The 22,393-nt window shown below is 27.2% G+C and carries 22 protein-coding genes and 1 rRNA gene; 8 read left to right on the top strand and 15 right to left on the bottom strand.

Annotated elements, in window-relative coordinates; genetic code table 11:
* Nucleotides 1-16 precede the first annotated feature (16 nt).
* From I6E15_RS07325 to I6E15_RS07260, 14 genes are all read right to left on the bottom strand, one after another.
* Nucleotides 17-934: a restriction endonuclease gene (locus I6E15_RS07325; RefSeq protein ID WP_235247186.1), complete on the bottom strand. Its 918-nt coding sequence runs from the start codon at nucleotides 932-934 to the stop codon at nucleotides 17-19.
* 9 nt (nucleotides 935-943) lie between these two features.
* Complete coding sequence (locus tag I6E15_RS07320) at nucleotides 944-3,751, bottom strand: type I restriction endonuclease subunit R (protein WP_235247185.1); 2,808 nt, start codon at nucleotides 3,749-3,751, stop codon at nucleotides 944-946.
* 239 nt (nucleotides 3,752-3,990) lie between these two features.
* Nucleotides 3,991-4,275 carry a 50S ribosomal protein L27 gene (rpmA, locus tag I6E15_RS07315; protein WP_177162033.1) on the bottom strand — a complete coding sequence of 95 codons (285 nt, stop codon included), beginning with the start codon at nucleotides 4,273-4,275 and terminating at the stop codon, nucleotides 3,991-3,993.
* 1 nt (nucleotide 4,276) lies between these two features.
* Complete coding sequence (locus tag I6E15_RS07310; protein WP_235247184.1) at nucleotides 4,277-4,612, bottom strand: ribosomal-processing cysteine protease Prp; 336 nt, start codon at nucleotides 4,610-4,612, stop codon at nucleotides 4,277-4,279.
* Nucleotides 4,613-4,617: 5 nt separating this feature from the next.
* On the bottom strand, nucleotides 4,618-4,929 hold the full coding sequence (rplU, locus tag I6E15_RS07305) for a 50S ribosomal protein L21 (RefSeq protein ID WP_177162031.1): 312 nt from the start codon (nucleotides 4,927-4,929) through the stop codon (nucleotides 4,618-4,620).
* 144 nt (nucleotides 4,930-5,073) lie between these two features.
* Nucleotides 5,074-5,970, bottom strand: coding sequence for a B12-binding domain-containing radical SAM protein (locus I6E15_RS07300; RefSeq protein WP_235247183.1), 897 nt, complete (start codon nucleotides 5,968-5,970; stop codon nucleotides 5,074-5,076).
* A gap of 48 nt (nucleotides 5,971-6,018) precedes the next feature.
* A complete protein-coding gene (locus I6E15_RS07295; protein ID WP_235247182.1) occupies nucleotides 6,019-9,138 on the bottom strand; it encodes a UvrD-helicase domain-containing protein in 3,120 nt (1,039 codons plus the stop codon).
* Nucleotides 9,138-11,771: a PD-(D/E)XK nuclease family protein gene (locus I6E15_RS07290; RefSeq protein ID WP_235247181.1), complete on the bottom strand. Its 2,634-nt coding sequence runs from the start codon at nucleotides 11,769-11,771 to the stop codon at nucleotides 9,138-9,140. The genes I6E15_RS07295 and I6E15_RS07290 overlap by 1 nt, the downstream gene beginning before the upstream one ends.
* 62 nt (nucleotides 11,772-11,833) lie before the next feature.
* A complete protein-coding gene (locus tag I6E15_RS07285; protein WP_235247180.1) occupies nucleotides 11,834-12,265 on the bottom strand; it encodes a bactofilin family protein in 432 nt (143 codons plus the stop codon).
* Nucleotides 12,205-13,128: a M23 family metallopeptidase gene (locus tag I6E15_RS07280; protein WP_235247179.1), complete on the bottom strand. Its 924-nt coding sequence runs from the start codon at nucleotides 13,126-13,128 to the stop codon at nucleotides 12,205-12,207. Before I6E15_RS07280 ends, I6E15_RS07285 begins: the two co-directional genes overlap by 61 nt.
* 37 nt (nucleotides 13,129-13,165) lie before the next feature.
* Nucleotides 13,166-13,282, bottom strand: a 5S ribosomal RNA gene (gene rrf / locus I6E15_RS07275).
* A 33-nt stretch (nucleotides 13,283-13,315) separates the two neighbouring features.
* On the bottom strand, nucleotides 13,316-13,588 hold the full coding sequence (locus I6E15_RS07270) for a cysteine-rich small domain-containing protein (protein WP_235247178.1): 273 nt from the start codon (nucleotides 13,586-13,588) through the stop codon (nucleotides 13,316-13,318).
* A gap of 6 nt (nucleotides 13,589-13,594) precedes the next feature.
* Complete coding sequence (locus I6E15_RS07265; protein ID WP_235247177.1) at nucleotides 13,595-14,026, bottom strand: toxin-antitoxin system YwqK family antitoxin; 432 nt, start codon at nucleotides 14,024-14,026, stop codon at nucleotides 13,595-13,597.
* A 9-nt stretch (nucleotides 14,027-14,035) separates the two neighbouring features.
* The gene (locus I6E15_RS07260; RefSeq protein WP_235247176.1) at nucleotides 14,036-14,488 is read right to left on the bottom strand and encodes a SoxR reducing system RseC family protein; all 453 of its coding nucleotides are present in this window, start codon (nucleotides 14,486-14,488) and stop codon (nucleotides 14,036-14,038) included.
* Nucleotides 14,489-14,632: 144 nt separating this feature from the next.
* Between I6E15_RS07260 and I6E15_RS07255 the strand changes: the two genes are divergently transcribed.
* The 8 genes from I6E15_RS07255 to I6E15_RS07220 are packed head-to-tail and all read left to right on the top strand — an operon-like array spanning nucleotide 14,633 to nucleotide 21,139.
* The gene (locus tag I6E15_RS07255) at nucleotides 14,633-15,328 is read left to right on the top strand and encodes a hypothetical protein (protein WP_235247175.1); all 696 of its coding nucleotides are present in this window, start codon (nucleotides 14,633-14,635) and stop codon (nucleotides 15,326-15,328) included.
* Nucleotides 15,329-15,907, top strand: a complete 579-nt coding sequence (locus tag I6E15_RS07250) for a Maf family protein (RefSeq protein ID WP_235247174.1) — start codon at nucleotides 15,329-15,331, stop codon at nucleotides 15,905-15,907.
* Between the two features lie 12 nt (nucleotides 15,908-15,919).
* Complete coding sequence (gene scpB, locus I6E15_RS07245) at nucleotides 15,920-16,495, top strand: SMC-Scp complex subunit ScpB (protein ID WP_235247173.1); 576 nt, start codon at nucleotides 15,920-15,922, stop codon at nucleotides 16,493-16,495.
* 8 nt (nucleotides 16,496-16,503) lie between these two features.
* Nucleotides 16,504-17,217 carry a pseudouridine synthase gene (locus tag I6E15_RS07240; RefSeq protein ID WP_235247172.1) on the top strand — a complete coding sequence of 238 codons (714 nt, stop codon included), beginning with the start codon at nucleotides 16,504-16,506 and terminating at the stop codon, nucleotides 17,215-17,217.
* A gap of 39 nt (nucleotides 17,218-17,256) precedes the next feature.
* Nucleotides 17,257-17,550 carry an Asp-tRNA(Asn)/Glu-tRNA(Gln) amidotransferase subunit GatC gene (gene gatC, locus I6E15_RS07235; protein WP_177162021.1) on the top strand — a complete coding sequence of 98 codons (294 nt, stop codon included), beginning with the start codon at nucleotides 17,257-17,259 and terminating at the stop codon, nucleotides 17,548-17,550.
* Between the two features lie 24 nt (nucleotides 17,551-17,574).
* Nucleotides 17,575-19,038 (top strand): Asp-tRNA(Asn)/Glu-tRNA(Gln) amidotransferase subunit GatA, encoded by a 1,464-nt coding sequence (gene gatA / locus I6E15_RS07230; protein ID WP_235247171.1) that lies wholly within the window; start codon nucleotides 17,575-17,577, stop codon nucleotides 19,036-19,038.
* Nucleotides 19,038-20,477 carry an Asp-tRNA(Asn)/Glu-tRNA(Gln) amidotransferase subunit GatB gene (gatB, locus tag I6E15_RS07225; protein ID WP_235247170.1) on the top strand — a complete coding sequence of 480 codons (1,440 nt, stop codon included), beginning with the start codon at nucleotides 19,038-19,040 and terminating at the stop codon, nucleotides 20,475-20,477. Before gatA ends, gatB begins: the two co-directional genes overlap by 1 nt.
* 59 nt (nucleotides 20,478-20,536) lie before the next feature.
* Complete coding sequence (locus I6E15_RS07220; RefSeq protein ID WP_235247169.1) at nucleotides 20,537-21,139, top strand: HAD family hydrolase; 603 nt, start codon at nucleotides 20,537-20,539, stop codon at nucleotides 21,137-21,139.
* A gap of 151 nt (nucleotides 21,140-21,290) precedes the next feature.
* On the opposite strand, the gene mglC is transcribed toward I6E15_RS07220, so the two are convergent.
* Nucleotides 21,291-22,313 carry a galactose/methyl galactoside ABC transporter permease MglC gene (gene mglC / locus I6E15_RS07215; RefSeq protein WP_177162017.1) on the bottom strand — a complete coding sequence of 341 codons (1,023 nt, stop codon included), beginning with the start codon at nucleotides 22,311-22,313 and terminating at the stop codon, nucleotides 21,291-21,293.
* Between the last annotated feature and the right edge of the window lie 80 nt (nucleotides 22,314-22,393).

Genomic DNA, 22,393 nt, shown 5'->3' with positions numbered 1-22,393 from the left:
CCTCCAAAATTTTATATTAGTCTAATTCTTCAAAAAAATCACTATCAATTTTTTTAATTTCATAAACATTTTCTACTGATACACCTAAGTTGTACTCTATCATTAATTTAGCTAGTTCCATTCCATCAATCAACACTATTTTTGTTGTATGTTGTTTTTGAGAATATTCCCTAGCTCCATCTGAAAATTTAGCAGTAGTTATAAATAATCCTTTTGTTGCTCCTTGTCCTGCTAAAGCTCCAACAAATTTTTGAATTTCAGGTCTACTTACAGTAGAATCTTTATCCCATTTTTTAGCTTGGATATAGATACAATCAAAACCAAGTTTATCTTGATTAATAATACCATCTATTCCCTCATCATTATTTTTTTTAGTAACTTTTCCTGAATTTTTAAGAGTTCCATACCCTATCTTTTGTAATAACTTCACTACTAAGCTCTCAAAAAAATAAGGATCTTTCCTCATTACCTCCTCTAAAACTTCTTCTTGTAGTATTTTATTTATCTTATTAAAAGATTTTTCAAGTATATCCTGAGGTGTTTCTTCTTCTATATTTTGTCCTTTTTCTTCTTTAAATTCTTTATTATTTCCCTTTGGATTTAAAAACTCTCTAAATTCTTCATAGTTTTTAAGAGTATGATTATCTATTACGTTAGGATTAGTAGCTAATAATTCTAATCCTCTTTCAGTTATTTTTAATACTCCCCTTTTTGTAGATTCTATTAGTTTAGCTTTTTTTAAATAAACACTTGTCCAATTTAATGCAGTATTATATTTATTTCCACCACCACTATCTAATAAAATTTCTCTTTCTTCGTCTGATATATTCATTAATTTTGCTACTTTATTTCGATATTCTTTTGTAGAATACTCTTTTTTATCTTTTAAAGTTTCTAAAAGAGCTTTATACATTTCATTATATTTTGGTATCATTCCATCACCTTATGCTCCAAAGAAATTAAATTTATCTAGTATATTTTCTATTTTATGTTGAATAGTTTCAATTCTTGGTTTTAATTTTAATATACTTGGTTTCTTAATAAAAGAATCCTTAATATCTGAGTAATCTGCCATTCTTGATGTAAATTCACATTTATCAATGATATTAGTTACTACATCTGCCTTTAATTCTTCTTCTGTTATCATATCTTGAATAGCTTTTTCTTTTTCTTTCTTCAAAAATTCTGAAAGTTCATTTTCTACATCTGCTTTAGATTCAATAGTTAATATCTCTCTATTTTCTTGAATGAATTTCTCAAGAAGTTCTTTCTTATTTCTAAGAGCAGGAACTGAATCCATAGTTTTTAAGATATATTCTACATCTTTAGCAAATGAAGTTTCTTTACTATTTAAGTTTTTAAGTAGAGATACTATATATGCTACATTAATGCTATCTTTTCTAAGAAGTTCTATCTCAAAATCAATCTCATCTATAACGGAAGTCTTTCCATCGCCTTTCTTAGTTCCTCCAACTAATGTATCGTACATATCTATATATTTACTTTTAAATGATTCAAACTCATCTTTATTAATATCTAAATCATCAAAATCAAATCTACTAAATGTTTCTAGTTTATTCATAACCCTTAAGATATTTTTAAATAATTCTATAAAGTTAAGTTTATTTTCTTCAGTTTCTAAAGTATCTACATCTTCAGGAGTTTCAACCAACTCTTTTAAAGATTCTATATATTGGTTAATAATTCCAATATACTCGCTATAGTCTTTCATAAGAACTGTTTCAATAGCATTTTCATCAGAGAATAATTTTATAGCCTCGTCTGTTCTTTTCTTTAGATTTCTAAAGCAAACTATATTTCCATGAGTTTTATTTACATTTAAAATTCTGTTAGTTCTTGAATAAGCTTGGATAAGTCCATGATATTTAAGATTTTTATCAACATACAAAGTATTTAGATATTTACTATCAAAACCTGTAAGGAACATATTAACAACTAAAAGAATATCTATTTTTCTCTCTTTTACTTTTTTAGAAATATCTATGAAGTAGCTATTAAATCCATTATCTTGATTAAGATTAAAGTTATCTCCAAACATCTTGTTATAGTCTGCAACCATCTCATCAAGATGTTCTCTTGGGTGTTTACACTCATCATTTTCTACTTCAAAAGTTCCCTCATCATTGGCAAGATCTGAGTTAGCTTCATAAGTAAAAATAGAAGCTATTTTAAGATTTGTACCTTTTTCTTTAAAAATATGATAATATTCTATTAAAGTATTAATATCGCTTATAGCAAAGATACTTTGATATTCTCTATTAGAAGTTTTCGCATTATGATGTTCAAGGATAAAATCAACTATATTTTCTAATCTTTTTCTATTAGTAAAAACTTCTTTAGTATCAATTCCATTCTCTATCATCTCATCAAGAGATAAATCATCTCCATTTTCATCTTTCATATTAAATGTTGAGTAGTATTCAACTGAAAATCCTAATACATTTTCATCATCTATCGCTTCTTTAATTGTATATCTATGTAGACATTCATCAAATAAGTCTTTAGTCGTTCTATATTTTATAGCATTATCTGCAAAAATAGGAGTTCCTGTAAATCCAAAAAATTGCTTATTAGTAAAGAACTCATCTATCTTTTTATGTGTTTCTCCAAATTGTGTTCTATGACACTCATCAAAGATAAATACAATTCTTTTATTTTTTACTTTTTCCATTTGTTTTAAGTAGTATGGTTTTGATATAGCATTATTCAACTTTTGGATAGTTGTTACAGCTACTTTTCCTGTACCACTTACCATATTAGTAACAAATTCTTGCGTATCTTCTGCTTTACTTATAGAATTAGGTGCGAAAGCATTAAATTCTTTTGTTGTTTGATAGTCTAAGTCTTTTCTATCAACACAGAATACAACCTTATCAATTTCATCTAAAGTAGCAAGTATTTGACTTGCTTTAAATGAAGTTAGGGTTTTTCCACTTCCTGTTGTATGCCAAATATATCCATTTCTATTAGGAAGAGTTTTAACTCTATCTATAATTTTTTCAACTGCATAATATTGATACGGTCTTAGAATCATAAAAGCTTTTAAAGTTTCATTTGTAACTATATATTTAGCCAGCATATTTCCTAAATGCTTTTTATTTAAGAAAGTTTTAGTAAAATCTTCTAATCTATTTTTCTTTAAGTTATATTCATCAGTCCAAGAGAAAGTAAAGTTATAGTTAAGCTCTTTATTATTAGAGAAATATCTTGTATTTTCCTCATTACTAATTACGAAAATTTGAATATATTGGAATAAAGTCTTATATGAATATGAATGTCTTTGGTATCTTTGTATTTGATAAAAAGCTTTCTTAAGTTGAATAGTTTTCTTTTTAAGTTCTATTTGAACTAAAGGAAGTCCATTTACTAAAATAGTAACATCATATCTATTTTCATATTGTCCTTTAACAGCTATTTGATTAGTAACTTGAAAAATATTATTTTCTACATTCTCTTTATCAAGGAAAGAGATATATCTCATCTCTCCTTTATCATTAAGAAGTTCAAACTTATCTCTTAATTTTTTAGACTTTTCAAAAATACTTCCACCTGCAAGATGAGTAAGGATCTTACAGAACTCTCCTTGTGATAATTTTATATTATTAAACTTTTCAAGTTGTTCTTTGAAGTTTTTAACTAAAGAATCTTCATCTTTCACTTCAACAAGTTCATACCCTTGAGTTGAAAGTTGTTTAAGTAAATTACTTTCTAATTCTTTTTCAGAAATCATAATATCCACCCCTTTATTGTGTAAGGTATTTATTATCTTTATTCTACCATATTTCATTTATTTTTTTAAGACACAAAACTTAAAATTCCTATTTTAAAAATAATATTCCTTTTTTCTCTATTAGTTTGGTAAATAGAAAAAATACAAACTCTTAAAAAATTTAAGAGTTTTTAATAATTTTTCAAAAAATAATAAAAAAGTCCCACCGAAGTGAGACTTTGTTTATTTAGTTGAGTTAATTATTTTTCTGCGTAAACAGAAACTTGTTTCTTATCTCTTCCTAATCTTTCGAATTTTACATATCCATCGATTAATGCAAATAATGTATGATCTTTTCCTTGTCCCATATTTGCACCAGCGTGGAATTGGTTTCCTCTTTGTCTAACTATGATGTTTCCAGCTTTAACAGCTTCACCATCATATCTTTTAACTCCAAGATATTTAGGATTAGAATCTCTTCCGTTTTTAACAGAACCTTGTCCTTTTTTATGTGCAAATAATTGTATATTTAATGTAAATAACATTCTAATTTTCCTCCTTCTCTACAAGCTTTATATTTTTAGGATATTCTTTGGCTAGTCCTCTAAGGACTACAACCATGCTTTCCAAAAGAGTATGCACTTCTCTTTCTTTGCCTTTTAAATTCATACCGTCAAGGTCGACACATATGAAACCATCAGAATTTATTTCAAATCTTGGATAAATATCTAATACATCTTGAAAACCTGCAAGAGGCATTTGAAGTACAGTCGAAAGGGCTGCACAAACTATATCTGACCCATATTCTCCATATTCTGAATGTCCAGTAGCTTGATATTTCACAACACTACCGCTTTTTCTAATAACCTCAATCTTTGTCATTTTAATTATGCATTGATTGCTGTAACTTTAATTTCAGTGAAAAGTTGTCTGTGACCTTTTTTTCTATGATTTCCTGTTTTTGGCTTGTATTTGAAGTTAATAACTTTTGCACCTTTTCCTTGGTTTAAAACTTCCACTAGAACTTTTGCTCCTTCAACTACTGGAGTTCCAACTTTTACATCTTCTCCATTAGCTACTAATAGAACATCTGTTAATTCTACTGTTTGATTAACTTCAGCATTAAGCTTCTCAACTCTTAAAACGTCACCTTCTGTAACTTTGTACTGTTTTCCACCAGTTTTTATAACTGCGTACATATAAGCACCTCCAAAAGTATATATTTGTCGCTAGTCTAGGTTGCTGAATACCTTTCCTATGCGTAACTAGTTAAGTATATCATAAAATCCTATAAAAATCAATATTTTTTTATTAAATTTTTCTGATTTTAATACAGAATTTTTTTAATATTTTAAATATCTCTCATTTCTCTCTCTAACATAGTCATTTTTTATAGCAAAATTAATTTCTGAAAGGAACTTTTCTTTATCCTCTGGAAAATCTCCCTTAAGTCCTAAATAATTTGAAGCGTGGTTTGATCTAAATATAACTTTTTCTCCTTTAGGAATATTTATATTTTCCACTATCATTCTTATCTCTTTTAAAATATTCTCTCCACTTGCTTCTCTAAATTCTCCAGCTTTTATTTTTCTGTCTATCTCTGTTCCATCGTGAACTACCAAACATAATATGCTAAAATAATCTGGAATTATTTTATTAATAACTTTTGCAGTGTTTAGAGCGTGGTTTGTGCTATCTTTTTCTCCACAAATTCCAGCTATAACTGTTACAGAGATTTGGAATCCTGCTTCTTTAGCTTTCAGAGAAGCTTCTGTTATTTCCTCTGCTGTAACTCCTTTGTTTATATCCTTAAGAACTTCATTATCTCCACTTTCCATTCCAATATAAACAAGTTTTACTCCTTTTTCTCTTATTTCCTTTAATTCTTCTGGAGTTTTTAAAAGAATTGATTTTGGACTTGCATATAAAGATATTCTTTTATTTTCAGGAAATTTTTCATTGATATAGTCTAAAATTTCTAAAAGTTTTGGTGTAGGAATTATTAAAGCATCTCCGTCAGCCAAAAATATTTTCTCAATATATCCAACTCTTCTTCTGAAGAAATCTATCTCTTTTTTTATTTGTTCAATAGGTTTTATTGTAAATTTTTTATCCTTATACATTTTACAGAATGTACATTTATTGTGAGAGCAACCTAAAGTTATTTGAATAATCAAGCTATAAGCTTCACTAGGTGGTCTGTATAAAGGATAATCATATATCATATCAATATCTAACATTTTTTATTTTTCCTCCTAATAATTTTTATAAAAATTATACCATACTAATTAGTAAATTTCTATATATTTAGTTTTCACTGTATAATTTTTTTCTTTTATTCTCGATAGTTCAAATTCTACTAACTCTTTATAGTTTTTAAGTTGCTCTTCCTCATAAGTTCCTGTCTTATAGTCCACAATATAAATCTCTTTGGTTTTGTTATCAATCATCAATCTATCTATTCTGTAAAGTTTTTTCTCTTGCTCTGAATAAATAGAATATTCATTATAGATAATATCCCATTTTTTAGAGAAAATATCAGGATTATTTTTAAAGATTTTCTCTATTTTTTCCTTTGATAAAATCTCATCTTTTAATTTTTTCTCTCCAAATAACGCTCCATATTTTGAAAAAGTTTTCTTAAGAGCAAGTTCTATCTCCTCTTTCTCTCCATATTTTATATTTTCTAAAAAGTAGTGAACAATATTTCCTATATTTCTCTTTTCTTCTAGCTCTAAACTATATTTATAGGAATCATTTTTAATTTTTTCTATATTTTCATTTAGTTTCTCTTGAGATTTTTCCAAAGATTCAAAATCTATTCTAAAATCTATCTCTTGACTTATAGTTTTTTCTTTTTCTGGATAGTCGTATTTTTTTAACTCTCCAATTTGATAATAATCCTCTCTTCTATAACTTTCAAAAAGATTTTTAAAAAGGCTTTCTTCCTTTAAATGTACAATAAAAATAAATAGATTTCCTTTTGGACGAGTTAAAGCAACATAGAGATTATTTAATTCCTCTTCTTTTTTCTTTTTCTCTTTAAAAGAGTAAAAATCAAAAACCTCATCTAAATATGTCAAAAATTTTTCATTTTTAGAGTTACAAACTAAATAATCCTCAATATTCAAATAATTTTTATCAAATTTAATATTAAAATTAAGTCCTTTATCAGGATTATTTTTATCTTCATCTAAGATATAAAATACTGTATCGTATTCTAATCCCTTAGATTTATGAATAGTTAAAAGACTGACAGTGTTTTCCTCTTGAGATGTTGGTTGTAAATAAATATCTTTTGATGAATTTTCCTCAATCTCTTCTAAAAACTCTTTTATATTTTCAAAATTTTTAGACACAGTCACAAATTTATAAATATTTTTTATCTCATTTTCTTTGTTATAGATTTCAACAATTCCAAACTCTTTTATTATATCCAAAACTATATCCATATTTCTAAATTCTGTTTCAGAATATTTTTTATAAATCTTACCTATTTTTTTAATTATTTTCTTCTCTTCAGGATATTCACCGCATTCTAAAACATTTTCAAAGAATATAGAAATTTTATCATTTTTCAAGTTCCAAACTTCTACTATTTTTTCTATAAAACTATCTTCTACTAAAATCAAATCATCTCTTAAAAATTCTAAAAGATAAAAAATATTTTCTGTTAAAAAATATTTTAAAAGTTTTATAATAGGTACCACACCTTTATGGTCAAATATACTTTTTTTAGCCTCTAAAGTATAAGGAATTTTATTTTTTAATAACTCTTCAGCGATTTCACTTAAAGTTTCATTTTTTCTAGCAATAATTCCTATCCCTTTATAATTTTCATTGAAATCATTTTTTAAAACATCAATTATAGTTTTTATATATTCGGTTTTATCTATCTCTCTTTTTTCTTCTTTAATTTTTTTCTTTTCTTCCTTTGTAAGATTAAAATTATAAATTCTTACTAATCCTTCTCTTCCTTTTTTGTTAGATTTAGATTTTATAAAATCCCACTCTATACCTGTTTTTTCAAGGATATTTTCAAAAATTTCATTTATAAACTCTACAATATTTTCTTCACTTCTAAAAGATGTGTCTAAATTTTCTTCCTCTCCATCTATTACAGTTGCCAAATCCCTAAAAAGATTTTTTTCTCCATCACGCCAACCATAAATACTTTGTTTTTCATCACCAACACAGATAATATTTTTAGCAGAGTTTATAAAAGGCTCTAACAATTTCCACTGAGCAATACTTGTGTCTTGGAACTCATCAATAAATATAGATGAACATTCACTTTCAATAATCTCTTTCATATAATCTGTTATTTGATTATTTTTTATAAGATTTACTTTTTCATCTTCTAAATACATCAAAAGGTAATCTTTCAAATCATCTTGAGTGAACTTTTTCTCTTTAAATTTTATCTCATCATAGATATTAAAAAATATCTCTACAAAATTTAAAACTTGCTTTTCATAAGGGATTATTCTTTCGTTAAAGATTTTTTTAGATAAAAGATTATTTAGATTTTCTTTTAAAACTGCCATTTCTTCTTTATATTGAATAATATTTTCCTTTTTAGCTGTTGTTTTTCTTCCATTATGAAGATTATCATTAGTTATCAATTCTTCTAAATTTTGTATAAAGAAATCTCTTTTTTCGTTGAAGTTTTCTAAATATAAATACTTTTTAAATATTTTGTTAGCATATTCTTCTAATGGTTTTCCTTCTGCTTTTAATTCACAAAGTTCCTCTATTTTTATTTTAATTTCATCTAAAAGATTTACTATTTCTTTTTCATCAACTAAAAATTCTTTTCTTTCTTTTAGTTTTTCACCTTTATTTATAAAGATATAACGCCATCTATATTTTACAAGATTTTTTAAAATCCCAATATATTTTTCAACATCTCTTTCTACATTGTCGCTAAAAAATTCCTCAAACTGTGAAAAAAGTTCCCTATTATCTGAAATTTTTTCAAAAACTTTCTTTAAAATCTCACTATTTTCCTCATCATCTATTATTTCATAAGAAAAAACCTCTTTCATAGGAGCAATAGCATTTTTAAAAATATTGATTTTAAAAGAGTCTAGAGTATAAATTCCAAGTTTTTCCTTATTGATTATCAAATCCTTATATATTTTTTCAATCTCATCTCTTTTTAAAACTAAGTCTGGATAAAGGTTATTTATAGAACTTTTTAGATTTTCACTGTCCTTTGTTTCATAGGATAAATCATACAAAAATTTTATAATTCTCTCTTCAATCTCAGCAATAGCTTTATTTGTAAAGGTCATAACTATAATATCTGAAAATTTTTCCCCTTTTATAAGAGAAACCACGTATTCTAGTGCCAGTCTATAAGTTTTTCCTGTTCCTGCACTGGCTTTTAATATTTTTTTAGACATTATATCACGTCCTTTCTACAAATATTTTTATACTCACAATTTCCACAAGATTTTTCTTTTCTTTCAAAATTTTCATCTTCTACAAACTTTTTAAATATCTCGTTAAGTTGTTCTTTTGTAATCTTATCCTTTTTATCTTCTGGAGATTTTAACTCTCCTTTTACTACATTATATATATATTTTTTTGCTCCTTCAGAATCTCCGCAAAGAATTATTGAATAAATATCGAGCTGTCCATCTGTAGAACTTCCAGTTTTATAATCTATTATAAAATTTTCTTTTTCAGTAGTTACCACTAAATCTGCTCTACCTTTTATAACAAAATCTGGTTTTGTCTTATCATCTTCGTTATAATCACTTATATAGATTTTATTTTTTTCTCCAAAGAATGTTTTTACCTTTTCACCTTTTAACTCTTTTTCCATTTTTTTATAAAACTCTATTATATTCTTTTCAAAAGTTGGTATCAAAACTTTTTCAAAATATAAATCCACATAGGTTGGATACTTCATATTATTTCTAAGCATCTCTTTTTGAACTATCTCTTTTACTAAAGTAGGGTCTACATCAAAATTATTTTCTTTTATTATCTTATAATATATTTTATCTGTTATTTTTTCCAAAATACTATGAACTATAATTCCTAAAATACGAGCAGAACCACCATAACTATTTTCTTTTGTTTCTTCAATTCCTAAAATATTTCCTAAAAGATATCTATATTGACAGTCATTTATATTTACAATATCATAAGCTCCAACTGTAATTTGATTATCTTTATTAACCAGTTTTTCCAAATCTTTCTTTATATTAAAGTTTTGATTTTCTATTTTAAAACCTCTTTCTTTATAAAAATATTCTTCTACCATTTTTATAATGTTTGAGTTATCCATAATATTTTTTTCTAGATTTAGATTATATTCCATCATAAGTTCTTCTAAAAATATTGATTTTCCAAGTTTTCCCTCTTTTTCATTTTTATAGAATATAATATTTTCTTTGGAATTTCCAAGAGCTTGATAGAAACGATATTTTGCAAGATTTATCTTTTCATCTTTTGTCATAAATCCCAAAATTTCAAGTTGTCTGTCAGTAAATATTTTATTTCTTTCGATAGTTCCAGGAAGATAGTTATTATTTACATCTACAAAATAAGACTCTCCATTAAAATTAAGCCTAGCCTCATCAAGTTTTTTTACTATTCCCACAAATTCTTCTTTTTTCTCATTTTCAACAGACTTAAGTTCTATCCCCTCAAGATATTTTATAAGTAAGGTATAGATATATCTTCCACTATCCTTTTTAAATATCTCTTTAAACCCTTTCTCTCCAAAAAGATTTTCACTACTTTTAATATTAAATATTACCTCGTGAAATTTTTCTAAAAAATCCACATAATCTATATCAGATATTTTTTCAAAACCAATATTTTTAAAATAATTATAAAAATCTTGGATAGAATTAAAATCTTTTATTTTTATTAAGTCATCATAGATATTTTTAAAAATATCTACAATCTCTTGATTTTCCTCTAGGATATCCTTTAAATCGAATTCCTCAAAAGTTTTAAGATTTATATATCTATATTCTTTTTCTAAGATTTTATAAAAGGATTTTTTATCATTCGGCGAGATATTATAGATATTTTGACTTAAACTATTTTCAATAATCTCTAAAAAACTCTCTATCTTTAGACCAAAACCTCTTTTTATCTCCAGTGATCCAATAAGATTATTTTGCAGTGTCATAAATTTATAGGTTTTAGTATCTTCCATAACTTTTAATTTCGTATTTATAAAATATTTAGGCATAAGTTTTGAAAAATATTCATCTTCTACTTTTGGAAAATATATATTTTTTATTTTTTTTCTATCCATAAGATACAACACACCAAAAATAGTTTCCATATCCTCTGAAGTTTCATATATTTTTATATTTTTCTTTTCAAAATTAAAATAGCTATTTTTAGCAGTTATCTTATTTAAAGACAGATTTTTTTCATTATAGATTTTAGAATCTCCTTGGATAATAAACTCTATCTCTAGTAAAGCGTCAAGTTTTTTAATTATTTTTTTTAGAAGAGGGGAGAAATATAAAATATCTACAAAGATTATTTTTTCAAATTTCTTGATAAAATCCTCTCTAAAATTTTCCTCACAGACTATCCAATCATTTATTATATAGTTATTTTTTCCTAAAAAACTATCATAATCTTTTTTTATAGTCTGAAATTTATTTATTTTTTCTCTCTGCCAATTAGTTAGGATTTTTTCATCTATATTTTTTATAAGATTTATATTAAGGTCTTTATAATAATTAAAAAATAGATCAGCAATATCGATAATATCATAATAATTATTTATTTTTTCAGAAGATTTTATTTCAGATGAGATATTTTGATATAGTGTAAGAGGCCTTTTAGCCTCTGTTAAGACACTTTTCTCTGTTATAAAAATCTCCTTTTGAAATTCATCACAAGTTAAATAAGTCCCACTTGGAACTAAAATATTTTTCTTTCTATTTTTTAAAAATGTATTTTTTAAGAAATAATCATTGAATACAATCAAAGTTTTTTCTCTATTTTCTAAATCTTTTAGATAATTTTCCCCAAGTTTAAAATATTTAAACTTCATATTCCCTCCTTAGTATAAAAAAGACCGTCGCAATAAATATTCTCGCAACAGTCTTCTAAGTTTTATTTTTTATTATCTTTTTCTACTTCTTTATTTTCTATTTGAAGTAACATCTCTTTTTCAGAAATAGGTGCTTCTCTGTATTTACTAACTCCTTCAAATACAGCTCCCTCTTTTATAAGAAGTCTATTACTTATTATTTCTCCAGTTACCATACAACCATCAAGAAGTTCAATAAGGTCAGCTTCTATTTTTCCATTATAATTTCCTTTAACAGTAACTTTTCTTGCAAGAAGTAATCCTTCTCCAAAAGCTCCCTCTTCTATTGTTATTCCATAATTACAGCAAACATTTCCATCGATTTTCCCCTCAACCGAAAGATTCGCATCTACTTTTAGTTGCCCTCTAAATTCACTTCCCTTTGTGATTTTAGTTATTTCCTTTCCTGAAAAGCCTGCGTCTGATGTTTTATCATTTCTACTAAAGACTGCCATTTTACCCCCTTTTCTTTTTCAAAAAGACTATTGTAATTATCTATATTCCATTCTGTAAAAGACATTGGATTTACTCTTTTTCCAAGGTAATGTATCTCATAGTGAAGATGTGGTCCTGTAGATCTTCCTGTACTTCCTACTTCTCCTAATTTTTGTCCCTTTCTGACAACTTGCCCAACTTTTACATCTATTTTACTCATATGAGCATAATAAGTTTTAAATCCATAACCATGATCCATTATAACAAGATTTCCAAATCCTCCAGAATTGTATCCTGCAAACTCTATTATTCCGTCAGCTGGTGATATTATTTTTGTCCCCTTAGTTCCTTTAAAATCTAGTCCATAATGATAGATTTGTTTTTCTAAAATTGGGTGTTCTCTAGTACCATACACACTTGAATACCCTTTGAATGGATCTAAAGGTTTTCCATTAGGAATAGTTTGTAACAAAAATTTTCTTTCTAAAATATTCATTTTTGCCAAATCTAATTTTTCTGTTTCTGTTAATGGTTCTCCAGAAGATATTTCTTCTCCCATTATTTTTTCAATCTCGTCTATTTTTGTAGTAATATTTTCAAGCTCCAACTCTTTAGCTGAAATTTCTTCTCTAGCTTTTTCTATTTGAGCCAAATACTCTTTTTTATTCTCTTCTATTTTTCCAACAAGTTCTTCATTTTGAACTCTATAATAACTATATTGCTTTACTTTGTGATTTAATACAAGGACTACTGTCACTAAAGCACTTATACTAAACAACAAAGATATTCCCACTACTAAAATATATTTTTTTATTATCTTATCAAATGAATAGCATTTCATTCCTTTTAAATCTGTTATTGTAACATAATATCTATTCTTCAAAATAAGCCTCCTAAAAAAGCTATATAAACAAAAAAAAGGTTAGAAACTTCCTATCCTCCCAGAGGGCTGCCCCCCAAGTACTTTCAGCGTTTACGAGCTTAACTTCTAGGTTCGGAATGCGACTAGGTGTACCCTCGTAGCTATTGTTTCTAACCAAGGAAGATTATAACATATTTTTTTATTTCGGTCAATCTTTTTTTACCTTTTTTAATATTTCTGATATTTTTCCTTGAATATGTTGATATCCTATCTCTTTTATGTGAGGAAGATTACAATAAGTGCAATTTTTTATCCCTGACTCTGTATATTTAAAATTTCCACCACATTTCTCTCCCAAAGCATATAGTGGACAATAGCAAAAAAGACAATTAAATTTTTCTATATCATCTATCTTATGGCAAGGAAAATATTCACAACTTTTATTTTGAAAAAATTTATAATTCTCTGTTTTTATTTTCAATTTTTTTTATCCTTTTCTATAAACTTTCCATTCTCCAATAGGTTTACCCTTTTTAAATTTTCCATAAACTCTAGGCTTTCCATTTTCATAAAAAATCTTGTACTCGCCATTTTCTTTTCCATCTTTGTAATTTATCTCAACGTATTTTGTACCATTTTCTCTGTAAATTATATGCTTTCCATTTAAGTTTCCCTCTGACCAATTTTCAATAGATTTCAGTTTTCCATTTTCATAAAAAGTCAGCCATTTTCCTTGAGCTTTCCCTTTTTTAAAATATTCTCTATTTTTACCATCTACCACTTTCCCTGTAAAAATAGAGTTATCTCCTTTGCAAACTACCAAATCATTTAAAATTTTTAATTGATTTTTGTAAACTGTTTTTTGATTAGAAAAAGAAACTACACCAATTAAAACAAAAAGACATATAATTTTTTTCATAGCACGCTCCTAATCTTTTTTTACTTCGCAACTATCTATATCAAACTCTTTGTTGTCCTTTTCAATTTTTGTTATATCCATATTAACTTTTTCTTTTACAACAAATCTATCATATAGATGAATTAATAAAAAAGTCACTGCCAAAGTTCCAAAAGAAAATAAAACACTTTCTCTTTCTCTATTTCCCATCATATTTGATATAATAAATCCTACCATCATCATTATTATCGGAAGAACATATACCAAAAATCCTATCTTTAACATTTTTGAATCAGCTAATTCAAATGTAACTATATCTCCAATCTCTATTTTTTGCTTGTGAGGATTGTATTCTAGTTCGATTTCTCTTGTAAGTTTACTTGCTTCTCCACAACCAGAACAATGAGCACAAGAACTTTCTTTAAACATCATTACTTTTATTTTTTTGCCGTTAATACTTGTTACTTTTCCACTACTTTCCATTTTACACCTCTAGTTCTTGTTTAAGTTTCCTAAATAATTATATCATATTTTTTTATTTTGAGAAAGTCATTCTTTAATTTCTTGAAATTAAAATTCTAATATGATAAAATATAATGTATTTAATTTGATATCTAGGTGATTTTATTGAAAAGTTTTATAAAATTTTTAGGACACTTTAAAGTTTTATTTATATATATATTTATTTTTTCTATCCTGTATAGTTTTTTGAAAATAAATAATTTTTCTTTTGAAAATTTTTCTAAAATAATATTTCCTTATTTTGGAATGTTTACTTATCTTTTATTCGGAGATATAGTTTTTGATATATTTTTTTCATTTATAGAGAGAGATAAATATGTATTATTTGCATATAGGACAAGACTTTTATTTTTTAATATTTTTCTTGTAACTATTGCTTTTCTAACTTTGATAATCTATGTAAATACATTTTCAGAGTTAAATTCCTTTAATATTTTATTTACATCTTTAAATACTTTTAAACTTGGATATATTTTTACAGAATCTTCTCTATATCTTTTTGAGAACTTTAGAATTTCAGTAGTTGCTTCATTGGCTTTTCTGATTGGAATTGCTTCTTTCTTTATTTCTGGGGTAACTGTTTTTATTAGATTTATTAGAAGTACTAAAAAAAGTTCTTTAAGTATAAAATCCCTTGAAGAGCGTCAAGAGGATTTACAAAACAAAATAGAGATAAAAGAGGCTCTTATAAAAGACGAACAAAAAGAGTTTAAAAACTATAATAAAGCTCAAGATATAGGAATAAGAGAGCAACTTGCTAGAGCTAGAAATAAAAACTTTAAAAGACAGGTGACAAAATAAATGATTTTAGCATCAAATTCTCCTAGAAGAAAGGAGATTTTAGAAAATTTTGGATTTAATCTAAAAGTTATTACAAAAAATATTGATGAAGTTAGTGATGAAGAAGATATAATAAAAAGAATAGAGGATATTGCTAGAAAAAAAGTCTTAGCAGTGGCTGAAGTTTATCCCAATGAATTTGTTGTTGGAGCTGATACTGTTGTGGTAGTAGATGATAAAATTCTTGGAAAGCCAAAAGATAAAAAAGATATTTATGAGATGTTACACAGTCTTTCTGGAAGACCTCATAAGGTTATCACAAGTTTTTCTTTTGTAAATATCTCTAAAAATATCTCAATTTCTGATTCAGAAGTTTCTGAAGTTTACTTTAAAAATATAACCGATGAGGAGATTTCTTGGTATATAGATACAAAAGAACCGTTTGACAAAGCTGGTTCTTACGGTATTCAAGGAAAGGGTAGTTATTTTGTAGAGAGAATAGATGGAGATTTTTTTGCAGTTATGGGATTTCCAATAGGAAAATTTGTGAGAACTTTAGCAAAAAACAATATCTCTTTAGATGATATAAAAAAATTATAATAAAGGTGACTTATGAATAATATTGACTTAAGTTTATATGAAAATCTAAAAGAAAAAATAGAGGCTATTCTTTTTATCGGTGGAGAAGACGTAAAGATAAAAGACCTTTCTAAGTTTTTTAAAATCCCTATTGATAAACTTATCCCTATTATTTATGAATTAAAGGGAGAGAGAAAATCTTCTGGGATAAATATCGAAATTACAGATACACATATTTATCTTGTTTCAAATCCAAAATATGGAGGAGTTGTAAATAATTTTTTTGAACAAGAGAAGAAACCTAAAAAACTTTCAGGAGCAACTTTAGAAACTCTGTCAATTATCGCTTACAATCAACCTATAACAAAAAGTGAGATTGAATCTATAAGAGGGGTTAATGTTGATAGTATAATAGGAAACCTTGAAAGTAGAAATTTTGTAAGAATCTGTGGGAAAAAAGAAACTGTAGGTAGACCAAATCTTTATGAAGTCACTGAAAAATTTTTGGGATATTTGGGGATTGACTATGTAAATGAGCTACCTAATTATCAAGAGATAAAAGAACAATTAGAAAAATTGCATTATATAGAAAATAAAAAATCAGAATAGGAAGAGTTATGGAAAAAGTTAGAATTAATAAATTTTTAGCAAATCTTGGTATTGATTCAAGACGTGCTATTGACCAAATGATTGAACAAGGTAGAATAACTGTCAATGGGAAATTAGCTGAATCTGGAATAAAAGTAGATTCAAGTGATGAGATTTTTATTGACGGAAAATCTATAAAAAAAGATAAGTCTGAAAAAGTTTATTTTATGCTTAATAAACCTCAAAAAGTTTTATCAGCTGTAAAAGATGATAGAGGAAGAAAATTAGTTGTAGATTTAATTAAAACTGATGAAAGAATTTTCCCAATAGGTCGTCTTGACTACGATACTGAGGGACTTATAATTCTTACAAATGATGGGGAAATTTACAACAGAGTTATCCACCCAAGAGGTGAAGTATATAAAACTTATTATGTAGAAGTTATGGGAACTGTTTCTCTTTCTACATTAAATAGACTTAAAAAAGGTGTCCTTTTAGATGATAAGATGACACTACCTGCTAGAGGAAAAATAATATCTTCTACACCACAATTTACAACTCTTAATTTTTCTATAAAAGAGGGAAGAAATAGACAGGTGAGAAGAATGTTTGAATCAGTGGGACACAAGGTTACTTTCTTAAAAAGAATTGCCATTGGGGATTTAGTCCTTGATGAAAAATTAAAAACTGGTAGTTATCGTCCTCTTAGAAAAAAAGAGGTTAATTATCTAAATTCTTTATAAATAATAAAATTTATTATAAATCTTAATAAAGGGGGAACTATGGCTTTAACAAGAGAAGAAGTTTTAAAAGTTGCGAAACTTGCAAAACTTGAATTTACAAATGAAGAGATTGAAAAATATCAACAAGAACTAAATGAAATCTTAAATTATATCGATATGTTAGATGAGTTAGATACAGAAAATATAAAACCTCTATCTCAAATCAATAACGATACAAATAATTTAAAAGAAGATGAAGTAAAACCATCTCTTTTAGTTGAAGATGCTTTGAAAAATGCTCCTGAAACTGTTGATGGTACTATTGTTGTTCCAAAAGTTGTTGGTGGAGAATAAAAATTTATTTTAGGAGGAATTCTGATGAAAGAAATTTATGAACTTACAGCTAGCGAAGTTAGAAATAAGATTCTTAATAAAGAACTTTCAGCTTATGAAGTTACAAAAGCTGTATTTGAAAGAATAGAGAAAACTGATGAACTTATTGGAAGTTTTGTTTCTCTTAGAAAAGAAAAAGCTTTAGAAGAAGCTAAAATAATAGATGAAAAAATTGCAAGAGGAGAAAAAGTTGGAGCTTTAGCTGGAGTACCTGTATCTATAAAAGATAATATGGTATCTCTAAATGACCCGTCTGCTTCTTGCTCTAAAATCTTAGACGGATATATCGGTATCTATGATGCCACTGTTGTTACAAAATTAAAAGAAGCTGATGCAATAATCATTGGTAAAACTAATATGGACGAGTTTGCAATGGGAGGAAGTACAAAAACTTCTTACTACAAACTTACAAAAAATCCTTGGGATACATCAAAAGTTCCTGGAGGAAGTAGTGGGGGAGCTGCATCATCTATCGCTTCTCAACAATGTTTTATATCTTTAGGTTCTGACACTGGAGGAAGTATCAGACAACCTGCATCTTTCTGTGGAGTTGTAGGATTAAAACCTACTTATGGTAGAGTTTCAAGATATGGACTTATGGCATTTGCATCTTCTCTTGATCAAATAGGACCACTAGCTAAAAATGTTGAAGACATTGCTCTTGCTATGAACGTTATAGCTGGATATGATGATTATGATGGAACTGTAAAAAATATTCCTGTTCCTGACTATACAGAATTTTTAGGAAAAGATATCAAAGGTGTAAAAATTGGAGTTCCTAAAGAATATTTTGTTGATGGAATGAATGAAAATGTAAAAGCTATTATGATGTCTGCTCTTAAAAAATTAAAAGAGGCTGGTGCGGAGTTAGTTGATGTATCTTTACCTCATACAAAATATGCACTACCTACTTACTATATCTTAGCTCCAGCTGAAGCAAGTTCAAACCTAGCTAGATTTGATGGAATTAGATATGGTTACAGAAGTAAAAATGCAAAAGATTTTAATGATTTATATGTAAAATCAAGAAGTGAAGGATTTGGTAGCGAAGTAAAAAGAAGAATTATGATAGGAACTTATGTTTTAAGTGCTGGTTTCTATGACGCATACTTCAAAAAAGCTCAAAAAGCTAGAGCTTTAATAAAAGCTGATTTTGACAAAGCTTTTGAAACTGTTGATATGATATTTACTCCAGTAGCACCAACTCCAGCATTCTCTCTTGATGCTGTAAAAACACCACTTGAATTATACTTAGAAGATATATTTACACTTTCAGCTAACCTTGCTGGTGTACCAGGACTTTCTATTCCAGCTGGAATGACTGAGGGATTACCTGTTGGAATCCAACTTCTTGGAAAACACTTTGATGAAGGAAACTTAATCGCTATTGGAAGTGCTTTTGAAAAAATTAGAGGGGAATGGAAACTTCCTGAGGGAGTTGAGAAATAATGATAAAAGAATGGGAATCAGTAATCGGACTTGAAGTGCATCTTCAATTAAAAACAAATACAAAAGTTTGGTGTAACTGTAGTACAGATTATGACAATGATGATGCTAACACTCACACTTGTCCAATCTGTTTAGGACACCCTGGAGCTTTACCAAAACTTAATAAAAAAGTTTTAGAATACGCTATAAAAACTGCTCTTGCTCTTAACTGTAAAATTAATCACGAATGTTCTTTTGATAGAAAAAACTATTTCTATCCAGATACTCCAAAGAACTATCAAATCACTCAATTTGAAAATTCTTATGCTGGAAAAGGATATTTAGATATTAATGTAAACGGAAGAGAAAAAAGAGTTGGAATTACAAAAATTCAAATAGAGGAAGATGCTGGAAAATCTGTTCACGGAACTCACGAATCATATATCAACTTCAACAGAGCATCAATTCCTTTAGTAGAAATTATCTCTGAACCAGATATGAGAACTTCTGAAGAAGCTTATGAATATTTAACTCTTCTTAGAAATACAATAAAATATACTGGTGTAAGTGATGTTTCAATGGAACTTGGTTCACTAAGATGTGACGCAAATATCTCTGTTCACTACAAAGGAGAACCTTTTGGAACTAGAGTAGAAGTTAAAAACTTAAACTCATTTAAAGCTGTTGCAAGAGCTATCGACTATGAAATCAACAGACAAATAGAAACTATTGAAAAAGGTGGAGTTATCGATCAAGAAACTAGAACTTGGGACGATGAAAACCAAATCACTAGAGTAATGAGAAGTAAAGAAGAGGCAATGGACTATAGATATTTCCCTGAGCCAGACCTTTTAAAAGTTATAATAGAAGATGAAGAAATCGAAAGAATAAAAGCTTTAATGCCTGAAGATATAGTTGCTAAAATTCATAGATTTGAAAATGAATATCAAATCCCTGAATATGATGCAAATATTCTTTGTGAGGATATTGAGCTTGCTGATTATTTTGAGGGAGTTGCTAAAGCATCTGGAAATCCAAAATCAAGTTCTAACTGGATAATGACAGAAGTTTTAAAATATCTAAAAGATAATAATACTGAGATAACTCATTTCCCTATCTCTGCTGAAGATTTAGGAAATATAATCGTTCTTATAGATAAAAACGTAATTTCTTCAAAAATAGCTAAAAAAGTATTTGAAATGAAACTTACAGATACAAGAACTCCTGCTCAAATAGTTGAAGAGGAAAAAATGGCTCAAGTGGCTGATACAGGAGCTATCGAAACTTTAGTCGATGAAGTTTTAGCAAACAATCCAAAATTAATTGAAGACTATAAAAATTCTGATGAGGGTAGAAAACCAAGAGTTTTAAAAGGACTTATTGGACAAGCTATGAAACTTTCTAAAGGAAAAGCAAATCCTCAAATGGTTACTGAATTAATTACAAAAAAATTATCTTAATTTTATGTCTGGGTAACTCCCAGACATTTTTCTAAATAATATAAGTTTAAGGAGAATTTATGATAAAAAATATCGTTTTTGATTTAGGAAATGTTCTAATTGGGTTTCGTCCTAAAAAATTTACAAGAGAAAATGTAGAGGAAAAGTATCAAGATAAATTTTTTGAAATAGTTTTTAGAGGACAAGAGTGGAAAGATTTAGACAGAGGAACTTTGACTTATGAAGAAGCTATAGAAATTTTTACTGAAAAACTTCCAGAATGTGAAAAATCAATAAGAAAACTATTTGATGAAAATATTTATGATTGCTTAGAGCCTATCGAAAAAAATATCGCTCTTTTGCCAAAATTAAAAGAAAATTATAATCTATATATTATTTCTAACTTTCATTTAAAGGCTTTTGAAAATATCTATGAAAAATGGGATTTCTTTAAGTTATTTGACGGAAAAGTAATATCTGCTCATCATAAACTTATGAAACCTGAACCTGAAATATATCAACTACTTTTGGATACTTATTCTCTAAAAGCTAATGAATGTCTTTTTATAGATGATGTAGAGGAAAATATAATAGGTGCTAAAAATATGGGAATGAATGGTATTCAACTTACTGATTATAACTTCTTAGAAGAAAAATTAAAAGAGTTTGGTATAAAATTATAATTAAAAAACTTAAATAATTTATTTCTAGGCTGAAAAGTAATTATAAACTTTTCAGTCTTTTTTTATTAATTAAAAAATAAAACAATAAAAAAACTCTTGGACTCAAAGATAACTTCAAGCCCAAGAGAACAGAATTATTAGTTAATAATTTTTATTTTTTCTTAGCATATTTCATAGAGTCAAATGCAACTGCTACTATTATGATAGCCCCTTTGATGATATATTGCCAGTAAGGGTTTACTCCAACATAAGTTAATCCATAGTTGATAACTGTTAGAATGATAACTCCTGTTAAAACTCCAGAAATTCTTCCAACTCCTCCATAGAATGAAACTCCACCGATAACGCAAGCTGCGATAGCGTCCATTTCATACATATTTCCTAAGTTGTTAGTTGCTGATCCGATACGTCCTGCTTCTAAGAATCCTCCGAAAGCATAGTAGATTCCAGATAAAGCATAAATTATAATTAATGTAGCTGGTACATTAACTCCAGAAACTCTTGCTGCTTCAGGGTTTCCTCCAACTGCGAATAAGTTTTTACCAAATTTTGTTTTGTTCCATAATATCCACATTATAACAGTGGCTATTGCTGCATAAACAATTAGATATGGTAATGTAAATCCACCTATATTAAATGAACCTTGTGCAAAGCTACTGTAACTTTTACTAAATCCAGATATTGGAGATGCACCAGCAAAGTCATAGTATAATGAGTTTAATCCATAAACAATTGTCATAGCTCCCATTGTAACAATGAATGGGTGAAGATTTAAATATGCAACTATTGTACCGTTAAATGCTCCGATAATTCCACCTATAACCATTACTATTAAAATAACTAAGAAAACTGGTAATTCTCCCATTTCAGGATAAACTTTGTTTACATTTGTACTAGCTTGTAAAAGTGTTGCTGATATAACAGCTGCAAATCCAACTTGTCTTCCTGCAGAAAGGTCAGTACCTGTTGTAACAATAAGTCCCGCAATTCCAAGAGCTATTATTGTTCTAACTGATGATTGTGTTAGAATGTTCTTGAAGTTTCTGATACTTAAGAATGTAGGTTCTTTCATTATGATTGCTATAAGCATTACTAATAAAACTAAATATAATCCACTTTGAATTAATAATTTTTTAACGTCAACATTTCCTTCTTTTGTTCTTGGTAAATTCATATTTTTCTCCTCGTATAATATTTATATAATAATTTTTTAATTATTAAGCTATTTTAATTTTTATGTAATATACTGTTATT

This window comes from Fusobacterium perfoetens (assembly GCF_021531475.1).
Lineage (GTDB): Bacteria > Fusobacteriota > Fusobacteriia > Fusobacteriales > Fusobacteriaceae > Fusobacterium_B.
This window is presented reverse-complemented; position numbering and strand designations above follow the sequence as displayed.

Excerpts from the sequence above, each read along its gene's own strand:
- I6E15_RS07250 (WP_235247174.1), top strand. The coding sequence starts at position 15,329 with ATGATTTTAGCATCAAATTCTCCTAGAAGAAAGGAGATTTTAGAAAAT.
- I6E15_RS07325 (WP_235247186.1), bottom strand. The coding sequence starts at position 934 with ATGATACCAAAATATAATGAAATGTATAAAGCTCTTTTAGAAACTTTA.
- gatA (WP_235247171.1), top strand. The coding sequence starts at position 17,575 with ATGAAAGAAATTTATGAACTTACAGCTAGCGAAGTTAGAAATAAGATT.
- I6E15_RS07265 (WP_235247177.1), bottom strand. The coding sequence starts at position 14,026 with ATGAAAAAAATTATATGTCTTTTTGTTTTAATTGGTGTAGTTTCTTTT.
- scpB (WP_235247173.1), top strand. The coding sequence starts at position 15,920 with ATGAATAATATTGACTTAAGTTTATATGAAAATCTAAAAGAAAAAATA.
- I6E15_RS07310 (WP_235247184.1), bottom strand. The coding sequence starts at position 4,612 with ATGACAAAGATTGAGGTTATTAGAAAAAGCGGTAGTGTTGTGAAATAT.
- I6E15_RS07290 (WP_235247181.1), bottom strand. The coding sequence starts at position 11,771 with ATGAAGTTTAAATATTTTAAACTTGGGGAAAATTATCTAAAAGATTTA.
- I6E15_RS07300 (WP_235247183.1), bottom strand. The coding sequence starts at position 5,970 with ATGTTAGATATTGATATGATATATGATTATCCTTTATACAGACCACCT.
- I6E15_RS07220 (WP_235247169.1), top strand. The coding sequence starts at position 20,537 with ATGATAAAAAATATCGTTTTTGATTTAGGAAATGTTCTAATTGGGTTT.
- gatC (WP_177162021.1), top strand. The coding sequence starts at position 17,257 with ATGGCTTTAACAAGAGAAGAAGTTTTAAAAGTTGCGAAACTTGCAAAA.
- I6E15_RS07295 (WP_235247182.1), bottom strand. The coding sequence starts at position 9,138 with ATGTCTAAAAAAATATTAAAAGCCAGTGCAGGAACAGGAAAAACTTAT.
- gatB (WP_235247170.1), top strand. The coding sequence starts at position 19,038 with ATGATAAAAGAATGGGAATCAGTAATCGGACTTGAAGTGCATCTTCAA.
- I6E15_RS07285 (WP_235247180.1), bottom strand. The coding sequence starts at position 12,265 with ATGGCAGTCTTTAGTAGAAATGATAAAACATCAGACGCAGGCTTTTCA.
- I6E15_RS07260 (WP_235247176.1), bottom strand. The coding sequence starts at position 14,488 with ATGGAAAGTAGTGGAAAAGTAACAAGTATTAACGGCAAAAAAATAAAA.
- rplU (WP_177162031.1), bottom strand. The coding sequence starts at position 4,929 with ATGTACGCAGTTATAAAAACTGGTGGAAAACAGTACAAAGTTACAGAA.
- I6E15_RS07240 (WP_235247172.1), top strand. The coding sequence starts at position 16,504 with ATGGAAAAAGTTAGAATTAATAAATTTTTAGCAAATCTTGGTATTGAT.
- mglC (WP_177162017.1), bottom strand. The coding sequence starts at position 22,313 with ATGAATTTACCAAGAACAAAAGAAGGAAATGTTGACGTTAAAAAATTA.
- I6E15_RS07320 (WP_235247185.1), bottom strand. The coding sequence starts at position 3,751 with ATGATTTCTGAAAAAGAATTAGAAAGTAATTTACTTAAACAACTTTCA.
- rpmA (WP_177162033.1), bottom strand. The coding sequence starts at position 4,275 with ATGTTATTTACATTAAATATACAATTATTTGCACATAAAAAAGGACAA.